Genomic DNA, 17,171 nt, shown 5'->3' with positions numbered 1-17,171 from the left:
GTTACTTGGCCTTCTTGGCCTGAACCTTGGCGTACTTCTGCTGGAACTTCGCGACCCGGCCGGCGGTGTCGAGAACGCGCTGCTTACCGGTGTAGAACGGGTGGCAGGCGCTGCAGGTCTCGGCGTGGATCGTGCCGCCCTTGGCGGTGCTGCGGGTCGTGAACGTGTTGCCACAGGAGCAGCTGACCTCGGTGGTCACGTACTCCGGGTGGATGTTTGCCTTCATCTCGCCTCGGTCCTCTCGTTGGTGGTCGCCGGGTCGCCGTCAACACTCGTCGCGCCGTACACGACGGGCTCGGGCGTGAACCGGAACCGGTGGCCGATTGACCAGTGTGCCATGGGCCTGAGCCGACCCGGTAATCGGGCCGCACACCTCGTCCGGCATCGTCAACACGTGCTCCCCCCTGCGCATTCCCGCCGCCCGGCAGGGCATTCGCCCACCCGGCGGGCCACCGCCACGTGCCCCACCGGGGGTACGCGCACGAGCGCGCGTCTCGGACGTGCCGGCTCGACCGGCACGTCCGAGACGCGAACCGAGCCGGAGGTGCGCCGATGACCCGACTGATCGCCACCCGAGGACTGCCCGCCTCGGGCAAGACGACCTTCGCCCGTACGCTTCAGCCGTCCGTCCTCCGGGTCAACCGGGACGACCTGCGCCGGATGTTGCACGGCGAGCGGCTCTTCACCCAGTGGGCCGAGGCGCAGGTGACAGTCGTCCAGCGGGCCCAGGTCGAGGCCCTGCTGCGGGCCCGGGCGGACGTCTGCGTGGACGACACCAACCTGCGCGGGCGGACGCTGCGGGGCTGGGCCGACCTGGCCGCCCGGCACGGTGCGATCTTCGAGGTGCACGACTTCACCGACGTGCCGCTGGACGAGTGCCTGCGCCGTGACGCCGCGCGTGCGCCCGCCGACCAGGTCGGTGCGGACGCGATCCGCCGGCTGCACGAGCGGTACCTGAGGGGGCGGGCACTGCCGTTGCCGGTGCCGCAGGCCCGCACCGGACGCCCCGCCGCCGTGCACGCGCCGTCGAGTGAGCCACCGGAGATCGTCCTGGTGGACATCGACGGCACCGTCGCGCTGGCCGTCTCCCGCAGCCCGTACGACATGACCCGGGTGGGCGAGGACCAGCCGAACACGGCGGTGATCGCGGCGGTCCGGGCGATGCACGCCGCCGGGTACGGGGTGGTCTTCTGTTCCGGGCGGGACGCCTCCGCCCGCCCGGCCACCGAGGCGTGGCTGGCCCGGCACGTGCGGATCCCGTACCTCGGTCTACACCTGCGTGCCGTCGGCGACTCCCGGAAGGACTCGATCGTGAAGCGGGAGATCTACGACCGGGAGATCCGGGACCGGTTCCGGGTGGCCGGTGTCTTCGACGACCGGGTCCAGGTGGTCCAGATGTGGCGAGCCCTCGGCCTCACCGTCTTCCAGGTGGCCGACGGCGACTTCTGAGGGCCGCCTCTCGGGGTACGACGAAGGGGCACGGCCGGACGGCCGTGCCCCTTCGTCGTCGGTCACCCGGGACGTGTTACTCCCCCGGCGTCGACTTCGCGATCTGCATCAGGAACTCGATGTTGGTGCGGGACTGCTTGAGCCGGTCCAGCAGGAGGTCCATCGCCGCCTGCGAGTCCAGCGAGTGCAGCACCTTGCGGAGCTTGTGGATGATGGCCAGCTCTTCGGGTGCGAGCAGGACCTCTTCCTTACGCGTACCGGACGGGTTGATGTCGATGGCCGGGAAGGTCCGCTTGTCGGCGATCTTCCGGTCCAGCTTCAGCTCCGCGTTGCCGGTGCCCTTGAACTCCTCGAAGATGACCGTGTCCGCCATGGACCCGGTCTCCACCAGCGCCGTGGCGATGATGGTCAGCGACCCGCCGTTCTCGATGTTGCGGGCCGCGCCGAGGAAGCGCTTCGGCGGGTAGAGCGCCGTGGAGTCGATACCACCCGACATGATCCGACCGCTGGCCGGAGCCGCCAGGTTGTACGACCGGCCCAGCCGGGTCACCGAGTCGAGCAGCACGACCACGTCGTGGCCAAGCTCGACGAGGCGCTTGGCCCGCTCGATGGCCAACTCGGCCACGGTCGTGTGGTCCTGCGGCGGACGGTCGAACGTGGCCGCGATGACCTCGCCCTTGATCGACCGCTGCATGTCGGTGACCTCTTCGGGCCGCTCGTCCACGAGCACCACCATGAGGTGGCACTCCGGGTTGTTGCGGGTGATCGCGTTCGCGATCGCCTGCAGCACCATCGTCTTACCCGCCTTCGGCGGCGACTGGATGAGTGCCCGCTGACCCTTGCCGATCGGCATGACCAGGTCGATGACCCGGGTGGTCAGGATGTGCGGCTCGGTCTCCAGGCGCAGGCGCTCCTGCGGGTAGAGCGGGGTGAGCTTGTAGAACTCCGGCCGGCGCCGCGCCTCCTCCGGCTCCATCCCGTTGATGGTGTCCAGCCGCATCAGCGGGTTGTACTTGTCGCGCCGCTGGTCGCCGCTGTTGCCGCCCTCGCGGGCCGCCCGCACCGCACCGGTGATCGCGTCACCGCGGCGCAGGCCGTACTTCTTGATCTGGGACATCGAGACGTACACGTCGTTCGGGCCGGCCAGGTAGCCGGTGGTCCGCACGAAGGCGTAGTTGTCGAGCACGTCGATGATGCCGGCCACCGGGACGAGAACGTCGTCCTCGCTGACCTGCGGCTCGCGACCGCCGGTCTCGGCACCGGTCTCGGTGCGCTCGCCGCGCCCGCGTCGACGGTCCCGGAAGCGGCTGCGCCGACCGCGCCGGCCGCCACCCTCCTCGTCGTCGCCGTCGCTGTCCCGCTCGACACGCTGACCACGGTCGTTGCGGTCGTTGCGGTCGTTGCGGTCGTTGCGGTCAGCGCGGTCGTTGCGCTCTGGACGGTCGTTGCGCTCGGCACGCTCGCCCCGGTCGGAACGCTCTGCGCGGTCGTTGCGCTCGCCCCGCTCGGCGCGGTCGCCCCGGTCGTTGCGCTCGCCCCGCTCGGCACGCTCGCCCCGCTCGGCACGCTCGCCCCGGTCGTTGCGCTCGCCCCGCTCGGCACGGTCGCCCCGCTCGGCACGCTCGCCGCGGTCGGCACGCTCGGCGCGCTCCGGACGCTCAGCCCGGTCACGGCGATTCTCGCCGCGGTCGGTCCGCTCGCCGGCGCCAGCCTCTTCGGTACGCGCCTCTTCGGTACGGGCCTCGGTCGGACGTGCCTCGGTCGGACGTGCCTCAGCGGGACGCGTCTCGGTCGGACGGGTCTCCGCTGCCGCGGTCCGGCTCCGCCGGGTGCGAGTGCGGCCTTCGGTCTCGGCGGCCGGCTCGGCGGGCGCCGGCTCGGCGCTACGCCCTTCGGCTGCCGGCCGGTCGGCGGTCTCCCGCACTTCGGCACGCACCCCCTCGCGGGTCGGGGCGGCCGCGGCCGCGACCTCGGCCCGCGGTCGAGGGGTCCCGGCGGCGTTGCCGCCCTGCCGCTCGGAGATCGCGGCGATCAGCTCGCCCTTGCGCATGCGAGCCGTGCCGGAGATGCCGAGCGACGCAGCCAGGCTCTGCAGCTCTGGCAGCAGCATCGCCGACAGACCGGTGCCGCTACGCCGCCGACGGGCGGGAGCGGCGGCGGTGGCATCGCCAGCGACGTTGGAAACATCCGACGTCACGTCGGTGGTGTCGCTCAATGGATTCCTTCCCTCGATAAAGGCCGGGACTGCCCGGAGTCGGAGCTCAGGTGGCCGGGCGGCCTCGGTGCACCCGCCTCGCAAGGACGCGTCGCGGGAGTCTGTGACACAGCAGCCGGTCGGTATCCCGACTCACCAACGTCGGTGAGCAGGTCTCGCCGTCTGCGGCGACCTGTGGAATCTGCGGTGCGGCGTGGGCCTTTGGCAGGGGTGTGACGGGCTGACCGCCGAGAGCTTCGGGGGTGCGCCGCCTCGCAGGAGATCGCGTGCTTCGCGGCTGTGCTAGGTCTAGAGCGTAATCAACTCTTCCGACCTGCGGCAACAGGGTCCCGCTCGGCGTGTCCCAGTCTACCCCGAGCAACCCGCGCACCGCTGACGTCTATCGGTAACTGCCAAATCTGCCAGTCTGTTCCCACCGGGAAGCCCGCCGGCGGCTCGCTGAACGCCAGCACGGTCGGCCCGGCACCACTGACCACAGCCGCCACATCCGCCGCTCGCAACGCTCTGACCAGGGCCGATGTGCCTGGCATCCCGGGTGCGCGGTAGTCCTGGTGGAGCCGGTCGACGGTCGCCGGCAGCAGCAGGGTCGGGTCGGCGGTGAGCGCGTGCACCAGCAGCGCCGCCCGCCCCGCGGTCAACGCGGCGTCCTGATGCGGCACGGTGGCCGGCAACGCGGCCCGCGCGGCCGCGGTCAGCCCGCGCTCCGCCGGGACGAAAACGGTGGGCCGGACCCCGTCCGCGACCGGCAGGGAGACCGCCCGCGCGCCCCCCGGCTCGGACCAGGCCACCGTGAAGCCGCCGAGCAGGCACGGTGCGACGTTGTCGGGATGGCCCTCGATCTCGGCGGCCAGCCGGAGCGCGGCCGGGTCGTCCAGCCGGTGCTCCCCGTCGGTGACCAGGGCACGGGCCAGCAGCACCCCGGCGACGATCGCGGCGGACGAGGAGCCCAGACCGCGCGCCTGGGGGATCCGGTTGACGCACTCCACGCTCAGGCCCTCGGGATGGGCGCCGAGCACGTCGAACGCGGCCCGCATGGCCCGCACCACCAGGTGCCGGTCGTCGGCCGGCAGCTCACCGGCACCCTGCCCGGTCACCGTCACCCGAACCCCGCCCGACGCGACCTCGGCGGCCACGTCGTCGTAGAGCCCGAGGGCGAGACCCAACGCGTCGAAGCCCGGACCCAGGTTGGCGCTGGTCGCGGGGACCCGGACACGGACCGGCCCGGCGGTGAAGTTCGTCGGCACGCGCTCATGCTAGGGCGTGTGTCAAAGCCCTCGGTCGAGCCGAGGCGGAGTCCAGGGGCGGTCCGGCGGTCGTCGTCCGGGCCCGCCACAGGCCGACCAGGGGCCTTGACACCCGCCCCGGGGCTAGGGGATCGACAGACTCAGCCGGCCGGGCTCGGCACCTGCTCCGCAGCCGGATCGCTGAGCGTGAGCCGGCGGGTGGCGATCCGCCAGCCGACCGCGTACACGAGGGTGATCAGCCCGCAGCCGGCGAGCACCACCCGTTCGTCCACCACGTCCACCACCAGGGCCACCGCCAGCTGACTCACCGAGATCGCCAGCGTCGCGAGCATCATGTCGGTGGCGAAGACACGCCCCCGCAGCCGGTCCGGAACCTCGCCCTGAAGGGCGAAGTTCGACATCACCCAGTTGCTGCCGCCGGCGAAGTGCGCCACGAAGACCAGCAGCAGCACCAGCGGAAACCAACGCGCCGCCGACGCGCCCAGATAGGACAGCCCGTAGAGCGACATCGACAGCGCGAGCCCCGGCAACAGCCACGCCCGTCTGGTGAGCACCCGGCGCATCAGGATCGGCCCCACCAGCGCCCCGGCGCCGCGTACCGCGAAGAGCAGGCCGGCACCGAGCGAGCCGACGCCGTACACGCCGGCCAGCAGCGGGAACACGGTAAGCACGCCGTTGCCCAGGCCCACCGCCGACTTCACCGTGACCAGCGCGAGCACCCGGGGGCGGTGACCGATGTAGCCGAGCGCCTCGCGGACCGCGGCCCAGGTCCGCTGGGGCGGCAGGTCGGTGTCCCGTGGTGCCTGCAACGGGCGGCGGATCCGCGTGGCGAGGGCCGCGGCCAGCACCAGGCTCACCGCCGCCACCCAGAAGCAGGCGTACGGGCCGGCAGCGGTGCTGAGGACGCCGCCGAGCGAGGCACCGACCACGGTCATGGTGCCCCAGGCCGAGCCGGCCACGGCGTTGCCGGCGGCCAACTCGTGCGGTTCCAGCACGTTGGGCAGCGCGGCCTGGGCGGCCGGCGAGTAGAACGCCTTGGCCACCGCGACCACCCCGATCGCGACAAGCGCCAGCCACGCCGTTCCGGCGCTGCGCACGCCGAGCAGCAGCAACACACCCACCAGGGTGGCCACGTTGGCGCCGATCATGATCTTCCGGCGGTCGACGCGGTCGGCGATGGTGCCGGTGTACGGCAGCAGCAGCGCCACGATGCCGGTGTCCACCGCCAACACCAGCGCGCCCCAGACGCCGCTGCCGGTCAGCTGCGGCAGCAGCACCAGCAGCGGCACCATGACGAACCAGTCGGCGCCGAAGACCACCAGTTCGGCCAGGAAAAGGTTGCGGAAACTCCGATTGCCGGTCAGGACCGAGAGGGTGGACGCCACGGAGCCGGACCCTACCGGGTCGGTGTGGGTGTGGGCCGCACACCCGCTGCGAGCAGCGCGGAGACGGTGACGAACGTGAAGCCCCGGGCCCGCAGCCCGTTGATCATGTCCGGCAGACCGCGGAGGGCGACCAGACGTCGCCGGTCACCGACGTCGTGCCCGAGCACGATCGTCCCCGGCCGGACCTCGGTCGTGATCTGCCGGGCGTGGCCGGCCGGGTCGTCCGGAAACTCGCGCTCCACCATCTGCAGCGACCAGAGCACCAGTCGATAGTCGAGTCGCGCCGCGGCGTGCAGCACCGCCCCACCCAGGTGACCGTACGGCGGGCGGACCAGTTGGGGTGCGCTTCCGGTCGCGTCGGCGATCGCGTCGTGGCTGCGGCTCAGGTCGTCGTACACCTCGGCGGCGTCCATCTGGGCCAGGTCGCGGTGTTTCCAGCTGTGGTTACCCACCTCGTGGCCGGCGAGTCGACCGCGGACGACGTCGGCGTGCCGCTTGGCCTGCGCCCCGACCAGGAAGAAGGTGGCGGGCACCCGGTGCTGGGCCAGAGCGTCCAGGACCATCGGGGTCCACTGTGGTGCCGGGCCGTCGTCGAAGGTGAGTGCCACAAGTCGTTGCCCGGTCGGCACCGACCAGATGACCGCCAGCTCACCGGAGTCGACTCCCCGCCCGTTGCCGAGCGTGGCGCTGGCCGGGCCTCCCGCCAGTGGCAACCGGCGATGGGTGCTCCGCCACACCTCGGATGCCCCCACGCCGACGGCCACGCCGCCCACCACCAGGGCGCCCCGGCGCAGCAGGTCGCGGCGGGACCAGCCGCGCGCGCCCTCGCTCATCCGTCCGCCCCACTCCGCACCGCACGTCCAACAGACCACTAGGAGTATGCAAGACGTAACGCAAAGTGCAGGCCCGGATCCCCCCATCGGAGTGTCCCCGGGCCGGGTGGCGGCAACGCCCCCGGCGGAGGCCGCCGGGGGCGTTGCGCAGTGCCTGTCGGAGTCAGGCCCTACTCGGTCGGCTCCGACGGGGGCAGCGGCGAGGTACGGCTACGGGGCAGGCGCAGCACCTCGAACTGGTCCGTGCCGTCCACCAGGGCACCCGACGGGGCGGCCGACTGTGCACTCCCGGCCGTCGCCGGGGCGGACACGTCACCGGGCACCGCCACCTGGTTCGGGCTCGTCGCCTCGCCGGTCTCCGCCGCCGTCACCGCCGGCTCGCCGGAGCGCCGCCGGTCGCGTCGGGCCCGCAGCGACTCCTTGGTGTGCTCCACCATCGTGTAGAGCGTCGGCACCAGGATCAGGGTGAGCAGCGTGGAGCTGAGCAGACCGCCGATCACCACCACCGCCAGCGGCTGCGAGATGAAGCCGCCCTCGCCGGTCAGCCCGAAGGCCATCGGCAGCAGCGCGAAGATGGTCGCCACGGCGGTCATCAGGATCGGGCGCAGCCGACGCCGGCCGCCCTCGACCACCGCCTCCCGGACCCCCATGCCCTGCGCCCGGTACTGGTTGATCAGGTCGAGCAGCACGATCGCGTTCGTCACCACGATGCCGACGAGCATCAGCACACCGATCAACGCCGGCACGCCGAGCGGCGTCCCGGTGACCAGCAGCAGCCCGATCGCGCCGGTCGACGCGAACGGGATGGAGATCAGCAGGATCAGCGCCTGGGTGAGGCTGCGGAACGTGGCCACCATGATCAGGAAGACGATCGCGATCGCCACCAGCACCGCCAGGCCCAGATCACCGAAGGCATCCGCCTGGTCCGCGCTGACGCCACCGATCGTGAAGCTCGCGCCCGGCACGTCGATGCCGTCCAGCCGCTTCTGCAGCTCCTTGCTCGTCGCGCCCAGGTTCGAGCCGGTCGCCGCACCGGTCACCGACACGCTGCGCTCACCGTCGATCCGGGTGACCTGCTGCGGCCCCTCGCCCTGGGTGACGTCCGCGATGTCGTCCAGCTTGACCGAACCCACCGGCAGCGCCCGCAGCTCCTCCACAGTCATCGGTGGTTGCGAGCCCAGCCGCAGGACGACGTTCTGCTGCTGACCGTCGAGCGCGACCTCACCCAGCGGCGCTCCCCGGAACGCCTGCGACACGAGCTGCCCCACGGCGGCCTCGGTGAACCCGGCCCGACCGGCGGCGACCCGGTCGACAGTCACGTCGACCCGCGGCACCCGGTCAGCCAGGCTGGTGGAGACATCCTCGACGTCCGGGACACCGGCCATCGCCGCCCGAGCCTCCTCGGTGGCCCGGGTCAGCGCCTCCGGGTCGCTGGCCTGGACGATCACCTCCAGTTGGCTGGTCGACGCCTCCTGCCCGCCACCGAAGCTGATCTCACCCACACCGGCGCCGAGCCTGTCGAACTCCTTGCGCAGCACCTCACGCATCTGCTTCGCGTCGGTGTCACCGTCGAGCGCCAACGACCAGTTGGCGACGTTGTTGCCGCCGCCACCCGCCCACGGGTTGTCCCCCGCGCCGGCGGTCACCTGGTACGTCTCGACGCCCTTGGTGGCCGACAGCACCGACTCGACCTGCTTGGCCGCCGCGTCGGTGGCCGCCAGGCCGCTGCCGGCCGGCAGCTCCTGACTCATGTTCAGGGTGTCCTGGCCGGAGTCGTCCAGGAAGTTGGTCTCCAGCTTCTGGGCCAGGCCGAAGGTGCCGAAGAGCACCAGCAGACCGAGCCCCACGGTGATCCACCGGGTCGACCGCTTGCGGGTGGCGAACCCGACCACCGGCAGGTACGCCCGCTGCAACGGGCTGCGCAGCTCCTTCTCCTCCGCGACACGTCGCACCGCCTCGTCGTCCGCGGTGCCGCCGCGCGGCTTGAGGAACCAGTACGCGAGCACCGGGATCACGGTCAGCGACACCAGCAGCGACGCGAGCAGCGCCACCGTCACGGTGATCGCGAACGGTGCGAAGAGCTGGCCCACGAACCCGCCGACCAGCGCGATCGGCGCGAACACCGCCACCGTGGTGAGGGTGGACGCGGTCACGGCGCCGGCCACCTCACGGACGCCGGTGACGATGGCGTGCCGCTTCTCCTCGCCGTACTCCAGATGTCGTTTGATGTTCTCCAACACCACGATCGAGTCGTCCACCACCCGACCCACCGCGATGGTCAGCGCGCCGAGGGTGAGCAGGTTGAGCGAGTAGTCGCCGATCCACAGGGCGATCAACGCCACCAGCACGGAGAGGGGGATGGAGACCGCGGTGACCACCGTCGACCGCACCGACAGCAGGAACACGAGGATGACGAGGACCGCCATCACCAGGCCGAGCAGGCCCTCGGTGGTCAACGACTCGATCGACTTCTCCACGAACGGCGCCTGGTCGAAGACCACCGTCAGCTCCGCGCCGGAGGCGTCCTTCAGGTCGGCGAGCCGGTCGCGGATCTCGTGCGAGATCTGCACGGCGTTGCCGTCCGGCGCGGCGGTGACCGCGATGCCGAGGCTGTCCTTGCCGTTGGTCCGGGTGATCGCGGTGGCCGGAGCGAGCTGCTGCTCGACACTGGCCACATCACCGAGGCGGACCGGCGACGCGCCCGGGGTGATCACGATGCCGCGCAGATCCTCCAGGCTGGCGATCGGCGTGCCGACCTGCACCGGCAGGGTCAGCCCGTCGTCGGTCACCGCGCCGGCCGGAACGGCAACGCCGTTCGTCTTCAGCGCCGCGCCGATCGCCGTCGGCTGCACCTGCGCCGCGGCCAGCTTCGCCGGGTCCGGGGTGACCACCACGAGGTCGTCGCGGGTGCCGGTCACCTCGACCGTGCGGACGCCCTCGATGCCCTCCAGCTCCGGCACCACTGTCGCCCGCAGCTTCTCGGCCAGCGCCCGCTCGTCCGCCGCGCCGGCCGCGGCCAGCACCACCGCCGGCAGGTCGTCGGTGCTACCCGCGATGACCTGGGGGTCGACGCTCGACGGCAGCTGGGCGTCGATCCGGCTCAGCGCGGTCTGCATCTTGTTGACCACGTCGTCCAGGTCGGTGCCGAACTCGTACGTCACCTGGACGGTGGCCGACCCCTCGCGGGAGGTGGAGGTGACCTTGTCCAACCCCTGGATGCCCTGGAGGGCGTTCTCGATCGGCTCGGTCACCTGCGACTCGACGATCTCGGGGCCGGCACCGGGGTAGGCGGCCACGATGAACGCGGCCGGGAACTCGAGCGACGGCAGCAGTTGCTGCTTCAGCGACGGAACGGCGAACGCTCCGAACGCCGTGGTCACCACCGCGATGAGGGCGATCAGCCCTCGGTTGGCGAGGCTGAATCTGGCGAGCAGCGACATCGGCCTGGTTCACTCCTGAACGAGAATGCGGGCGGGGATACCCGAAAGTGTGCCGGACTCACGTAGCCCGACCCCCGCCGCCCCCGGGCCGTCCCGAGGCCCGCCGCCGATCAGCGGCCGGACGGCGGCTCGCTCAGGCCAGGTCGAGGGCGCGGGCGGCGGCCAGCGAGTCGTTCGCGATGGTCAGCGGCGCCGGGGCCGTGGAGATCGCCCACTCCGGGTCCTTCAGGCCGTGACCGGTCACCGTGCAGACCACTGTCGACCCGGGCGGCACCGCGCCCGCCGCGGCCTGCTGGAGCAGGCCGGCCACGCTGGCCGCGCTGCCCAGCTCCACGAAGACACCCACCTCGCGGGCGAGCAGCCGGTACGCGGAGAGGATCTCCCGGTCGGTCACCGCGGCGATCAGGCCACCGGAGGTGTCCCGGGCGTCCAACGCCCTGGTCCAGCTCGCCGGGTTGCCGATCCGGATGGCGGTGGCGATCGTCGACGGCTCCGGCACCACCTGGCCGGTCACGATCGGGGCCGCACCGGAGGCCTGGAAGCCGTACATCTTCGGCGCGCGGGTGGTGGCGCCGGCGGCCTGCTCCTCCGCGTAGCCCATCCAGTAGGCGGAGATGTTGCCGGCGTTGCCGACCGGCAGGCAGTGGATGTCGGGCGCGTCACCGAGTGCCTCGACGATCTCGAAGGCGGCGGTCTTCTGGCCGTGCAACCGGTCGATGTTGACCGAGTTGACCAACGCGACCGGGTGGTCCTGAGCGAGCTTCGCGGCGAGCGACAGGCAGTCGTCGAAGTTGCCACTGACCTGGAGCAGCTTCGCGCCGTGCACCAGGGCCTGGGCCAGCTTGCCCAACGCGATCTTGCCCTGCGGCACCAGCACCGCGCAGGTCAGCCCGGCCCGCGCCGCGTACGCCGCGGCGGAGGCGCTGGTGTTGCCGGTGGAGGCGCAGATGATGGCCTTGTTGCCGGCCTCGACCGCCTTGGACACCGCGAGGGTCATCCCCCGGTCCTTGAAGGAGCCGGTCGGGTTGGCACCCTCCACCTTGAGGTGCACGTCGCAGCCGATCCGCGCGGACAGCACCGGCGCGGGCAACAGCGGGGTGTTGCCCTCGTGCAGCGTGACAACCGGCGTGGCCGCGGTGACCGGCAGCCGATCCCGGTACGCCTCGATCAGACCCCGCCACATGTCGTTCTCCTCGCCTCTGACACTGCGCCGACCCGCGCATCGGGCCACCTTGGACCAGCCTGCCGGAGTGGTCAAGGGCACACCCCGGCTTACCCACCTGGCGGGACGCGCGAGCCAGCCCCACCCATGGGTGTCAACGAATCAGGCGCCGCCCTCGACCCGCAACACACTGGTCACGGACCGGACAATGTCCAGACCGCGCAGCTCGCCGACTGTCGCGGCGAGCGCGGCATCCGGTGCGACGTGGGTGACGATGACCAACTCGGCGTCGCCGTCCCGGCCGGGCGACCCACTCGCCGAACCCTGCCGCACCGTCGCGATCGACACGTCGTGCCGGGCGAACACGTTCGCCACGGAGGCCAGCACACCGGGACGGTCGGCCACGTCGAGGCTGACGTGGTAGCGGGTCAACGCCTCGCCCATCGGCCGGACCGCCAGGTCCGCGTACGCGCTCTCGCTGGCCGCGCGCACCCCGGCGAGCCGGTTGCGGGACACCGCGACCACGTCACCGAGCACCGCGCTGGCGGTCGGCGCACCCCCGGCGCCCCGACCGTAGAACATCAGCTGCCCGGCCGCGTCCGCCTCCACGAAGACCGCGTTGAACGCGTCGCCGACGCTGGCCAGCGGGTGACTGCGCGGGATCATCGCCGGGTGCACCCGGACGCTGACGGTCTCCCGGCCGCTGCGGTCGACGCCTCGGGCCGCGATGCAGAGCAGCTTGATCGTGCAGCCCATCGCCTGAGCGCTGGCCATGTCCGCGGCGGTCACCTCGGTGATGCCCTCGCGGTGCACGTCGGCGGCGCCGACCCGGGTGTGGAACGCCAGCGAGGCGAGGATCGCCGCCTTCGCCGCGGCGTCGAAGCCCTCCACGTCGGCGGTCGGGTCGGCCTCCGCGTACCCCAGGGAGGTTGCCTCCTCCAGGGCCTCGGCGAACCCGGCGCCGGTCGCGTCCATCGCGGAGAGGATGAAGTTGGTGGTGCCGTTGACGATGCCGGTGACCCGGTTGATCCGGTCACCGTGCAGCGACTCGCGCAGCGGGCGCAGCAGCGGGATCGCGCCGGCTACGGACGCCTCGTAGTAGAGGTCGCCGCCGCCCTCGGCCGCCGCCTCGTGCAGGGCCACGCCATCCTCGGCGAGCAGCGCCTTGTTGGCGGTGACCACGCTCTTGCCGGCCCGCAGCGCCTCGACCAGCCAGCCCCGGGCCGGCTCGATGCCGCCCACCACCTCGATCACCACGTCGACGTCGTCGCGCTTGATCAGGCCGAGCGCGTCGGAGGTGAACAGGGCCTCGTCGACCGGCAGATCACCCCGATCGCGGCCGAGCCGACGGACGGCGATGCCGGCGATCTCCAGTGGAGCGCCGATGCGGGCGGCCAGGTCGGCCGACTGCTCGTGCAGCAGCCGGACCACCTCCTGGCCGACCGTGCCACAGCCGAGCAGCGCCAAGCGCACAGGTGACGTCATCCCACATCCAATGCCAGCAGATCGTCTTCGGTCTCCCGCCGGACGATCAGACGCGCCTGACCGTCGCGCACCGCGACAACCGGCGGCCGGGGCACATGGTTGTAGTTGCTGGCCATGCTCCGGCAGTACGCGCCGGTGCCGGGCACCGCGACAAGATCTCCGGGCTGCACGTCGGCGGGCAGGAATTCATCCTTCACCACGATGTCCCCGGACTCACAGTGCTTTCCCACCACGCGGGCGAGCAACGGCTGCGCGCCCGACGCGCGGGAGGCCAGCGTCGCCGAGTAGGACGCGTCGTAGAGCGCGGTGCGAATGTTGTCGCTCATCCCGCCGTCGACGCTGACGAACGTGCGGATGCCGTCGAGCTCCTTGACCGTGCCGACCTCGTAGAGGGTGAACACGGCCGGCCCGACGATGGCCCGCCCCGGTTCGATCGACAGGTGCGGCACGGCCAGGTTCTCCGCCGCGCACTCCGAATCGACGATCTTGCGCAGCCGCTTGGCCAGGTCCTGCGGGGTGGCCGGGTCGTCCTGGGTGGTGTACGCGATGCCGAAGCCGCCGCCCAGGTCCAGCTCGGGAAGCTCCACCCCGCGCGCGTCGCGGATCTGCGCCTGCAGGGCGAGCACCCGGCGGGCCGAGACCTCGAAGCCACTGGCGTCGAAGATCTGCGAGCCGATGTGCGAGTGCAGACCGCGCAACTCCAGCACACCCTCGTCGAGGATCTTGAACGCGGCGTTCGCGGCGGCGCCGCCGGCCAGCGAGAAGCCGAACTTCTGGTCCTCGTGGGCGGTGGCGATGAACTCGTGGGTGTGCGCCTCGACGCCGACGGTGACCCGGACCAGCACCCGGGGCCGGACCCCCCGTTCGCGGGCCAGCGCGGTGAGCCTGTCGATCTCGGTGAACGAGTCGACGATGATCCGGCCCACCCCGGCGTCCAGCGCCCGGCCCAGCTCGGCGACCGACTTGTTGTTGCCGTGGAAGCCGATCCGCTCCGGCGGCATCCCGGCCGACAGCGCGGTGGCCAGCTCACCCCCGGTGCAGACGTCCAGGTGCAACCCCTCCTCGGCGATCATCCGGACCACCGCCCGGCAGAGGAACGCCTTACCCGCGTAGAAGATGTCCTCGGTCGGGAAGGCCGCCCGGAAGTCGCGGCAGCGCGACCGCAGGTCGGCCTCGTCGAGGACGTACACCGGGGTGCCGAACTCGGCCGCGATGTCGCGGACGCTCAGGCCCGCGACGGCGACCGCGCCGTCCGCGCCGCGCGTCACCGACCGCGGCCACAGCGCCGGCAACAGGGCGTTGACATCCTCCGGGGTACGCAGCCAGGCCGGCCCCCGGCTGTTGATGTCCGCGTGCAGCGCACCCGCCTCATGAGCCCTCATGTCACATCCTCTCCGGTGCGGAGACGCCCAGCAGGTGCAGCCCGTTGGCGATCACCGTGCGGGTGGCGTTGTTGAGCCAGAGCCGGGCGCGGTGCAGGTCGGTGACCTCCTCGTCGCCCAGCGGCAGCACCCGGCAGTTGTCGTAGAAGCGGTGGTAGGAGGCGGCGACGCCCTCCTCCAGGTAGCGGGCCACCCGGTGCGGCTCCCGCAGCTCGGCGGCCGTCGTCACCACGGCGGGGAACTCGGCGAGCGCCTTGAGCAGCTCGTTCTCCTTCTCGTGATCGAGCAGCTCGGGGCGGAACGCGTCGGCGTCGCCCGGGACCAGCCCCACCTCGGCGGCGTTGCGGGCCACGCCCGCCGTCCGGGCGGCGACGTACTGCACGTAGTAGACCGGGTTGTCGCGGGTCGCCCGGGTCCACAGCTCGATGTCGATGTCGATCGGGGAGTCGCTGGAGTAGCGGGCCAACGCGTACCGGGAGGCGTCCACGCCGATCGCCTCGACCAGGTCCTCCAGGGTGATCACCGTGCCGGCCCGCTTGCTCATCCGCATCGGAGCGCCGTCGCGCAGCAGGTTGACCAGCTGCCCGATGAGGATCTCCAGGTTGCGCTCCGGGTCGTCGCCGAAGCAGGCGGCCATCGCCTTCATCCGGCCGATGTAGCCGTGGTGGTCGGCACCCAACATGATCACGACCCGCTCGAAGCCGCGCTCGCGCTTGTCCAGGTAGTAGGCGCAGTCCGCGGCGAAGTACGTCCACTCGCCGTTGGACTTGCGCAGCACCCGGTCCTTGTCGTCGCCGAAGTCGGTGGTGCGCAGCCAGGTGGCGCCCTCGGACTCGTAGAGGTGCCCCTGCTCGCGCAGCCGGTTCAGCGCGAGGTCCAACTCGCCCCGGTCGTGCAGGTCCTTCTCGTTGAAGTAGGTGTCGAACTCGACCCCGAAGTCGCGCAGCGAGGAGCGGATCTCGTCGAACATCAGCGCGACGCCCTCGACCCGGAAGACCTCCTGGGCGGCGTCGTCGTCGAGGGTCCGCACCTCCGGCCGGCGGGCCCGCACCTCGGTGGCGATCTCGGCGATGTACGCCCCGCCGTAGCCGTCCTCCGGCGCCGCCTCACCCTTGGCCGCGGCGAGCAGCGAACGGGCGAACCTGTCGATCTGCGAACCGGCGTCGTTGAAGTAGTACTCCGTGCCGACGTCGGCGCCGGTGGCCCGCAGCAGCCGGCTCAACGCGTCACCGACGGCCGCCCAGCGGACCCCGCCGATGTGCACCGGCCCGGTCGGGTTGGCCGAGACGAACTCCAGGTTGATCCGCTCGCCGGCGAGCCGGTCGCTGCGGCCGTACTCCGCACCGGCCTCGACGATCACCCGGGCGAGCTGACCGGCGGCGGCCGCGTCGAGCCGGATGTTCAGAAAGCCCGGACCGGCGATTTCGACCGACTTGATGCCCGCTGACCGGCCCAGCTCGTCGGCCAGGGCGGCGGCCAACTCCCGGGGCGCAACACCCACCTTCTTGCTCAACTGCAGGGCGAGGGTCGAGGCGTAGTCGCCGTGCTCGGGATTGCGCGGTCGCTCCACCACCGTGTGCTCCGGCAGGGCTGCGCGGTCCAGGCCGCGCTCGACGAAGACGGCGTGGGCGGCGGCAAGGACGACCGAGGCGAGTTCTGCAGGAGTCACCCAGCCATGTTATCGGGGGTAGACTCGGGCACTCGGCGGCTACCCTGCGCGTCATCCGGCCCGCCACTCCCCTGACCGACCGACTTGACGAGGCACGATGAGCATCAGCACCCCCGGTGGCCCTGAGCGCCGCCCGACCGTGGTCAGCACCGGGAAGAAGCCGGCCGCGGGCCGGCCGGCACCCGGCGCCAAGGCCGGTTCCGGCAAGCCGGCGGGCTCCCCGCGGGCAGGTGGCAAGGGCCCGCGCAAACCGGTCACCCCGGTCAAGGTGAGCCAGGGCCGCGCCTGGGGCCCCATCGCGCTCTTCGTCGCGGTGGGCGTGCTCGCGGCCGGCATCATCGGCTACGGCGCCTACGCGGCGTTCCAGGGCTCCAAGCCGTGGGACAAGCGGGCCAACGCCATCGACGGCATCGCCAACATCCGCAAGACCGACGGCGAGAGCCTGAAGTACGAGTCGCACAAGTCAGGCCCGCTGACCTGGAAATACTCCCCGCCGGTGGGTGGCGTGCACAACGCCGCCTGGCAAAACTGCATGGGCGACGTCTACGACGCCCCGATCGCCAACGAGCACGCGGTGCACAGCCTGGAGCACGGCGCGGTGTGGATCACCTACCGCCCCGACCTGCCCGCCGACCAGGTCAACAAGCTCGCCGGCAAGGTGCGCGGCGTCGAGAAGATGATGATGAGCCCGTACGAGGGCCTGGACAAGCCGATCTCGCTGCAGGCCTGGGGCTACCAGCTCAAGCTCGACAACGCCGACGACTCGCGCATCGACGAGTTCATCAAGGACCTGCGGGTGAACGCCTCCGCCGAGGGCCCGACGGCGCTGTGCAACACCGGCATCACCGCCACCGGCACCACGCCCCGCGAGCTCCCGCAGCAGCAGCAGCCACCCCAGCAGTAAGGA

The 17,171-nt window shown here is 71.8% G+C and carries 12 protein-coding genes; 2 read left to right on the top strand and 10 right to left on the bottom strand.

The features are described from left to right. Nucleotide 1: 1 nt before the first annotated feature. Nucleotides 2–226 (bottom strand): 50S ribosomal protein L31, encoded by a 225-nt coding sequence (gene rpmE / locus AB0B57_RS08765; RefSeq protein WP_355008073.1) that lies wholly within the window; start codon nt 224–226, stop codon nt 2–4. A gap of 326 nt (nt 227–552) precedes the next feature. Here rpmE and AB0B57_RS08760 point away from each other — a divergent pair, with 326 nt between their 5' ends. Then, nucleotides 553–1,449, top strand: coding sequence for an AAA family ATPase (locus tag AB0B57_RS08760; protein ID WP_357066854.1), 897 nt, complete (start codon nt 553–555; stop codon nt 1,447–1,449). A gap of 76 nt (nt 1,450–1,525) precedes the next feature. Here AB0B57_RS08760 and rho read toward each other — a convergent pair whose 3' ends face one another. The 9 genes from rho to argS form a co-directional block, all read right to left on the bottom strand. After that, a complete protein-coding gene (gene rho, locus AB0B57_RS08755; RefSeq protein WP_357066852.1) occupies nt 1,526–3,664 on the bottom strand; it encodes a transcription termination factor Rho in 2,139 nt (712 codons plus the stop codon). A gap of 299 nt (nt 3,665–3,963) precedes the next feature. After that, nucleotides 3,964–4,908 carry a homoserine kinase gene (thrB, locus tag AB0B57_RS08750; protein ID WP_357066850.1) on the bottom strand — a complete coding sequence of 315 codons (945 nt, stop codon included), beginning with the start codon at nt 4,906–4,908 and terminating at the stop codon, nt 3,964–3,966. A gap of 140 nt (nt 4,909–5,048) precedes the next feature. Beyond that, nucleotides 5,049–6,293, bottom strand: a complete 1,245-nt coding sequence (locus tag AB0B57_RS08745; RefSeq protein WP_357066848.1) for an MFS transporter — start codon at nt 6,291–6,293, stop codon at nt 5,049–5,051. Nucleotides 6,294–6,304: 11 nt separating this feature from the next. Further along, entirely contained in the window at nt 6,305–7,126 is an 822-nt protein-coding gene (locus AB0B57_RS08740; RefSeq protein ID WP_357066846.1) for a polysaccharide deacetylase family protein, read from the bottom strand. 170 nt (nt 7,127–7,296) lie between these two features. Beyond that, nucleotides 7,297–10,566, bottom strand: coding sequence for an efflux RND transporter permease subunit (locus AB0B57_RS08735; RefSeq protein WP_357066844.1), 3,270 nt, complete (start codon nt 10,564–10,566; stop codon nt 7,297–7,299). Nucleotides 10,567–10,699: 133 nt separating this feature from the next. Beyond that, nucleotides 10,700–11,749, bottom strand: coding sequence for a threonine synthase (gene thrC, locus AB0B57_RS08730; RefSeq protein WP_357066842.1), 1,050 nt, complete (start codon nt 11,747–11,749; stop codon nt 10,700–10,702). 141 nt (nt 11,750–11,890) lie between these two features. Next, nucleotides 11,891–13,201: a homoserine dehydrogenase gene (locus AB0B57_RS08725; RefSeq protein WP_357067214.1), complete on the bottom strand. Its 1,311-nt coding sequence runs from the start codon at nt 13,199–13,201 to the stop codon at nt 11,891–11,893. Between the two features lie 8 nt (nt 13,202–13,209). After that, nucleotides 13,210–14,595, bottom strand: a complete 1,386-nt coding sequence (gene lysA, locus AB0B57_RS08720) for a diaminopimelate decarboxylase (protein WP_357066840.1) — start codon at nt 14,593–14,595, stop codon at nt 13,210–13,212. 1 nt (nt 14,596) lies between these two features. Continuing rightward, nucleotides 14,597–16,264, bottom strand: a complete 1,668-nt coding sequence (argS, locus tag AB0B57_RS08715; protein ID WP_357066838.1) for an arginine--tRNA ligase — start codon at nt 16,262–16,264, stop codon at nt 14,597–14,599. 97 nt (nt 16,265–16,361) lie between these two features. Here argS and AB0B57_RS08710 point away from each other — a divergent pair, with 97 nt between their 5' ends. Further along, nucleotides 16,362–17,168, top strand: a complete 807-nt coding sequence (locus tag AB0B57_RS08710; RefSeq protein WP_357066837.1) for a DUF3105 domain-containing protein — start codon at nt 16,362–16,364, stop codon at nt 17,166–17,168. Nucleotides 17,169–17,171 lie beyond the last annotated feature (3 nt).

This window comes from Micromonospora sp. NPDC049101 (genome assembly GCF_040648675.1).
Lineage (GTDB): Bacteria > Actinomycetota > Actinomycetes > Mycobacteriales > Micromonosporaceae > Micromonospora.
The sequence above is the reverse complement of the archived record's forward strand: the minus strand, read 5'-3'. Positions and strand labels throughout refer to the sequence as shown.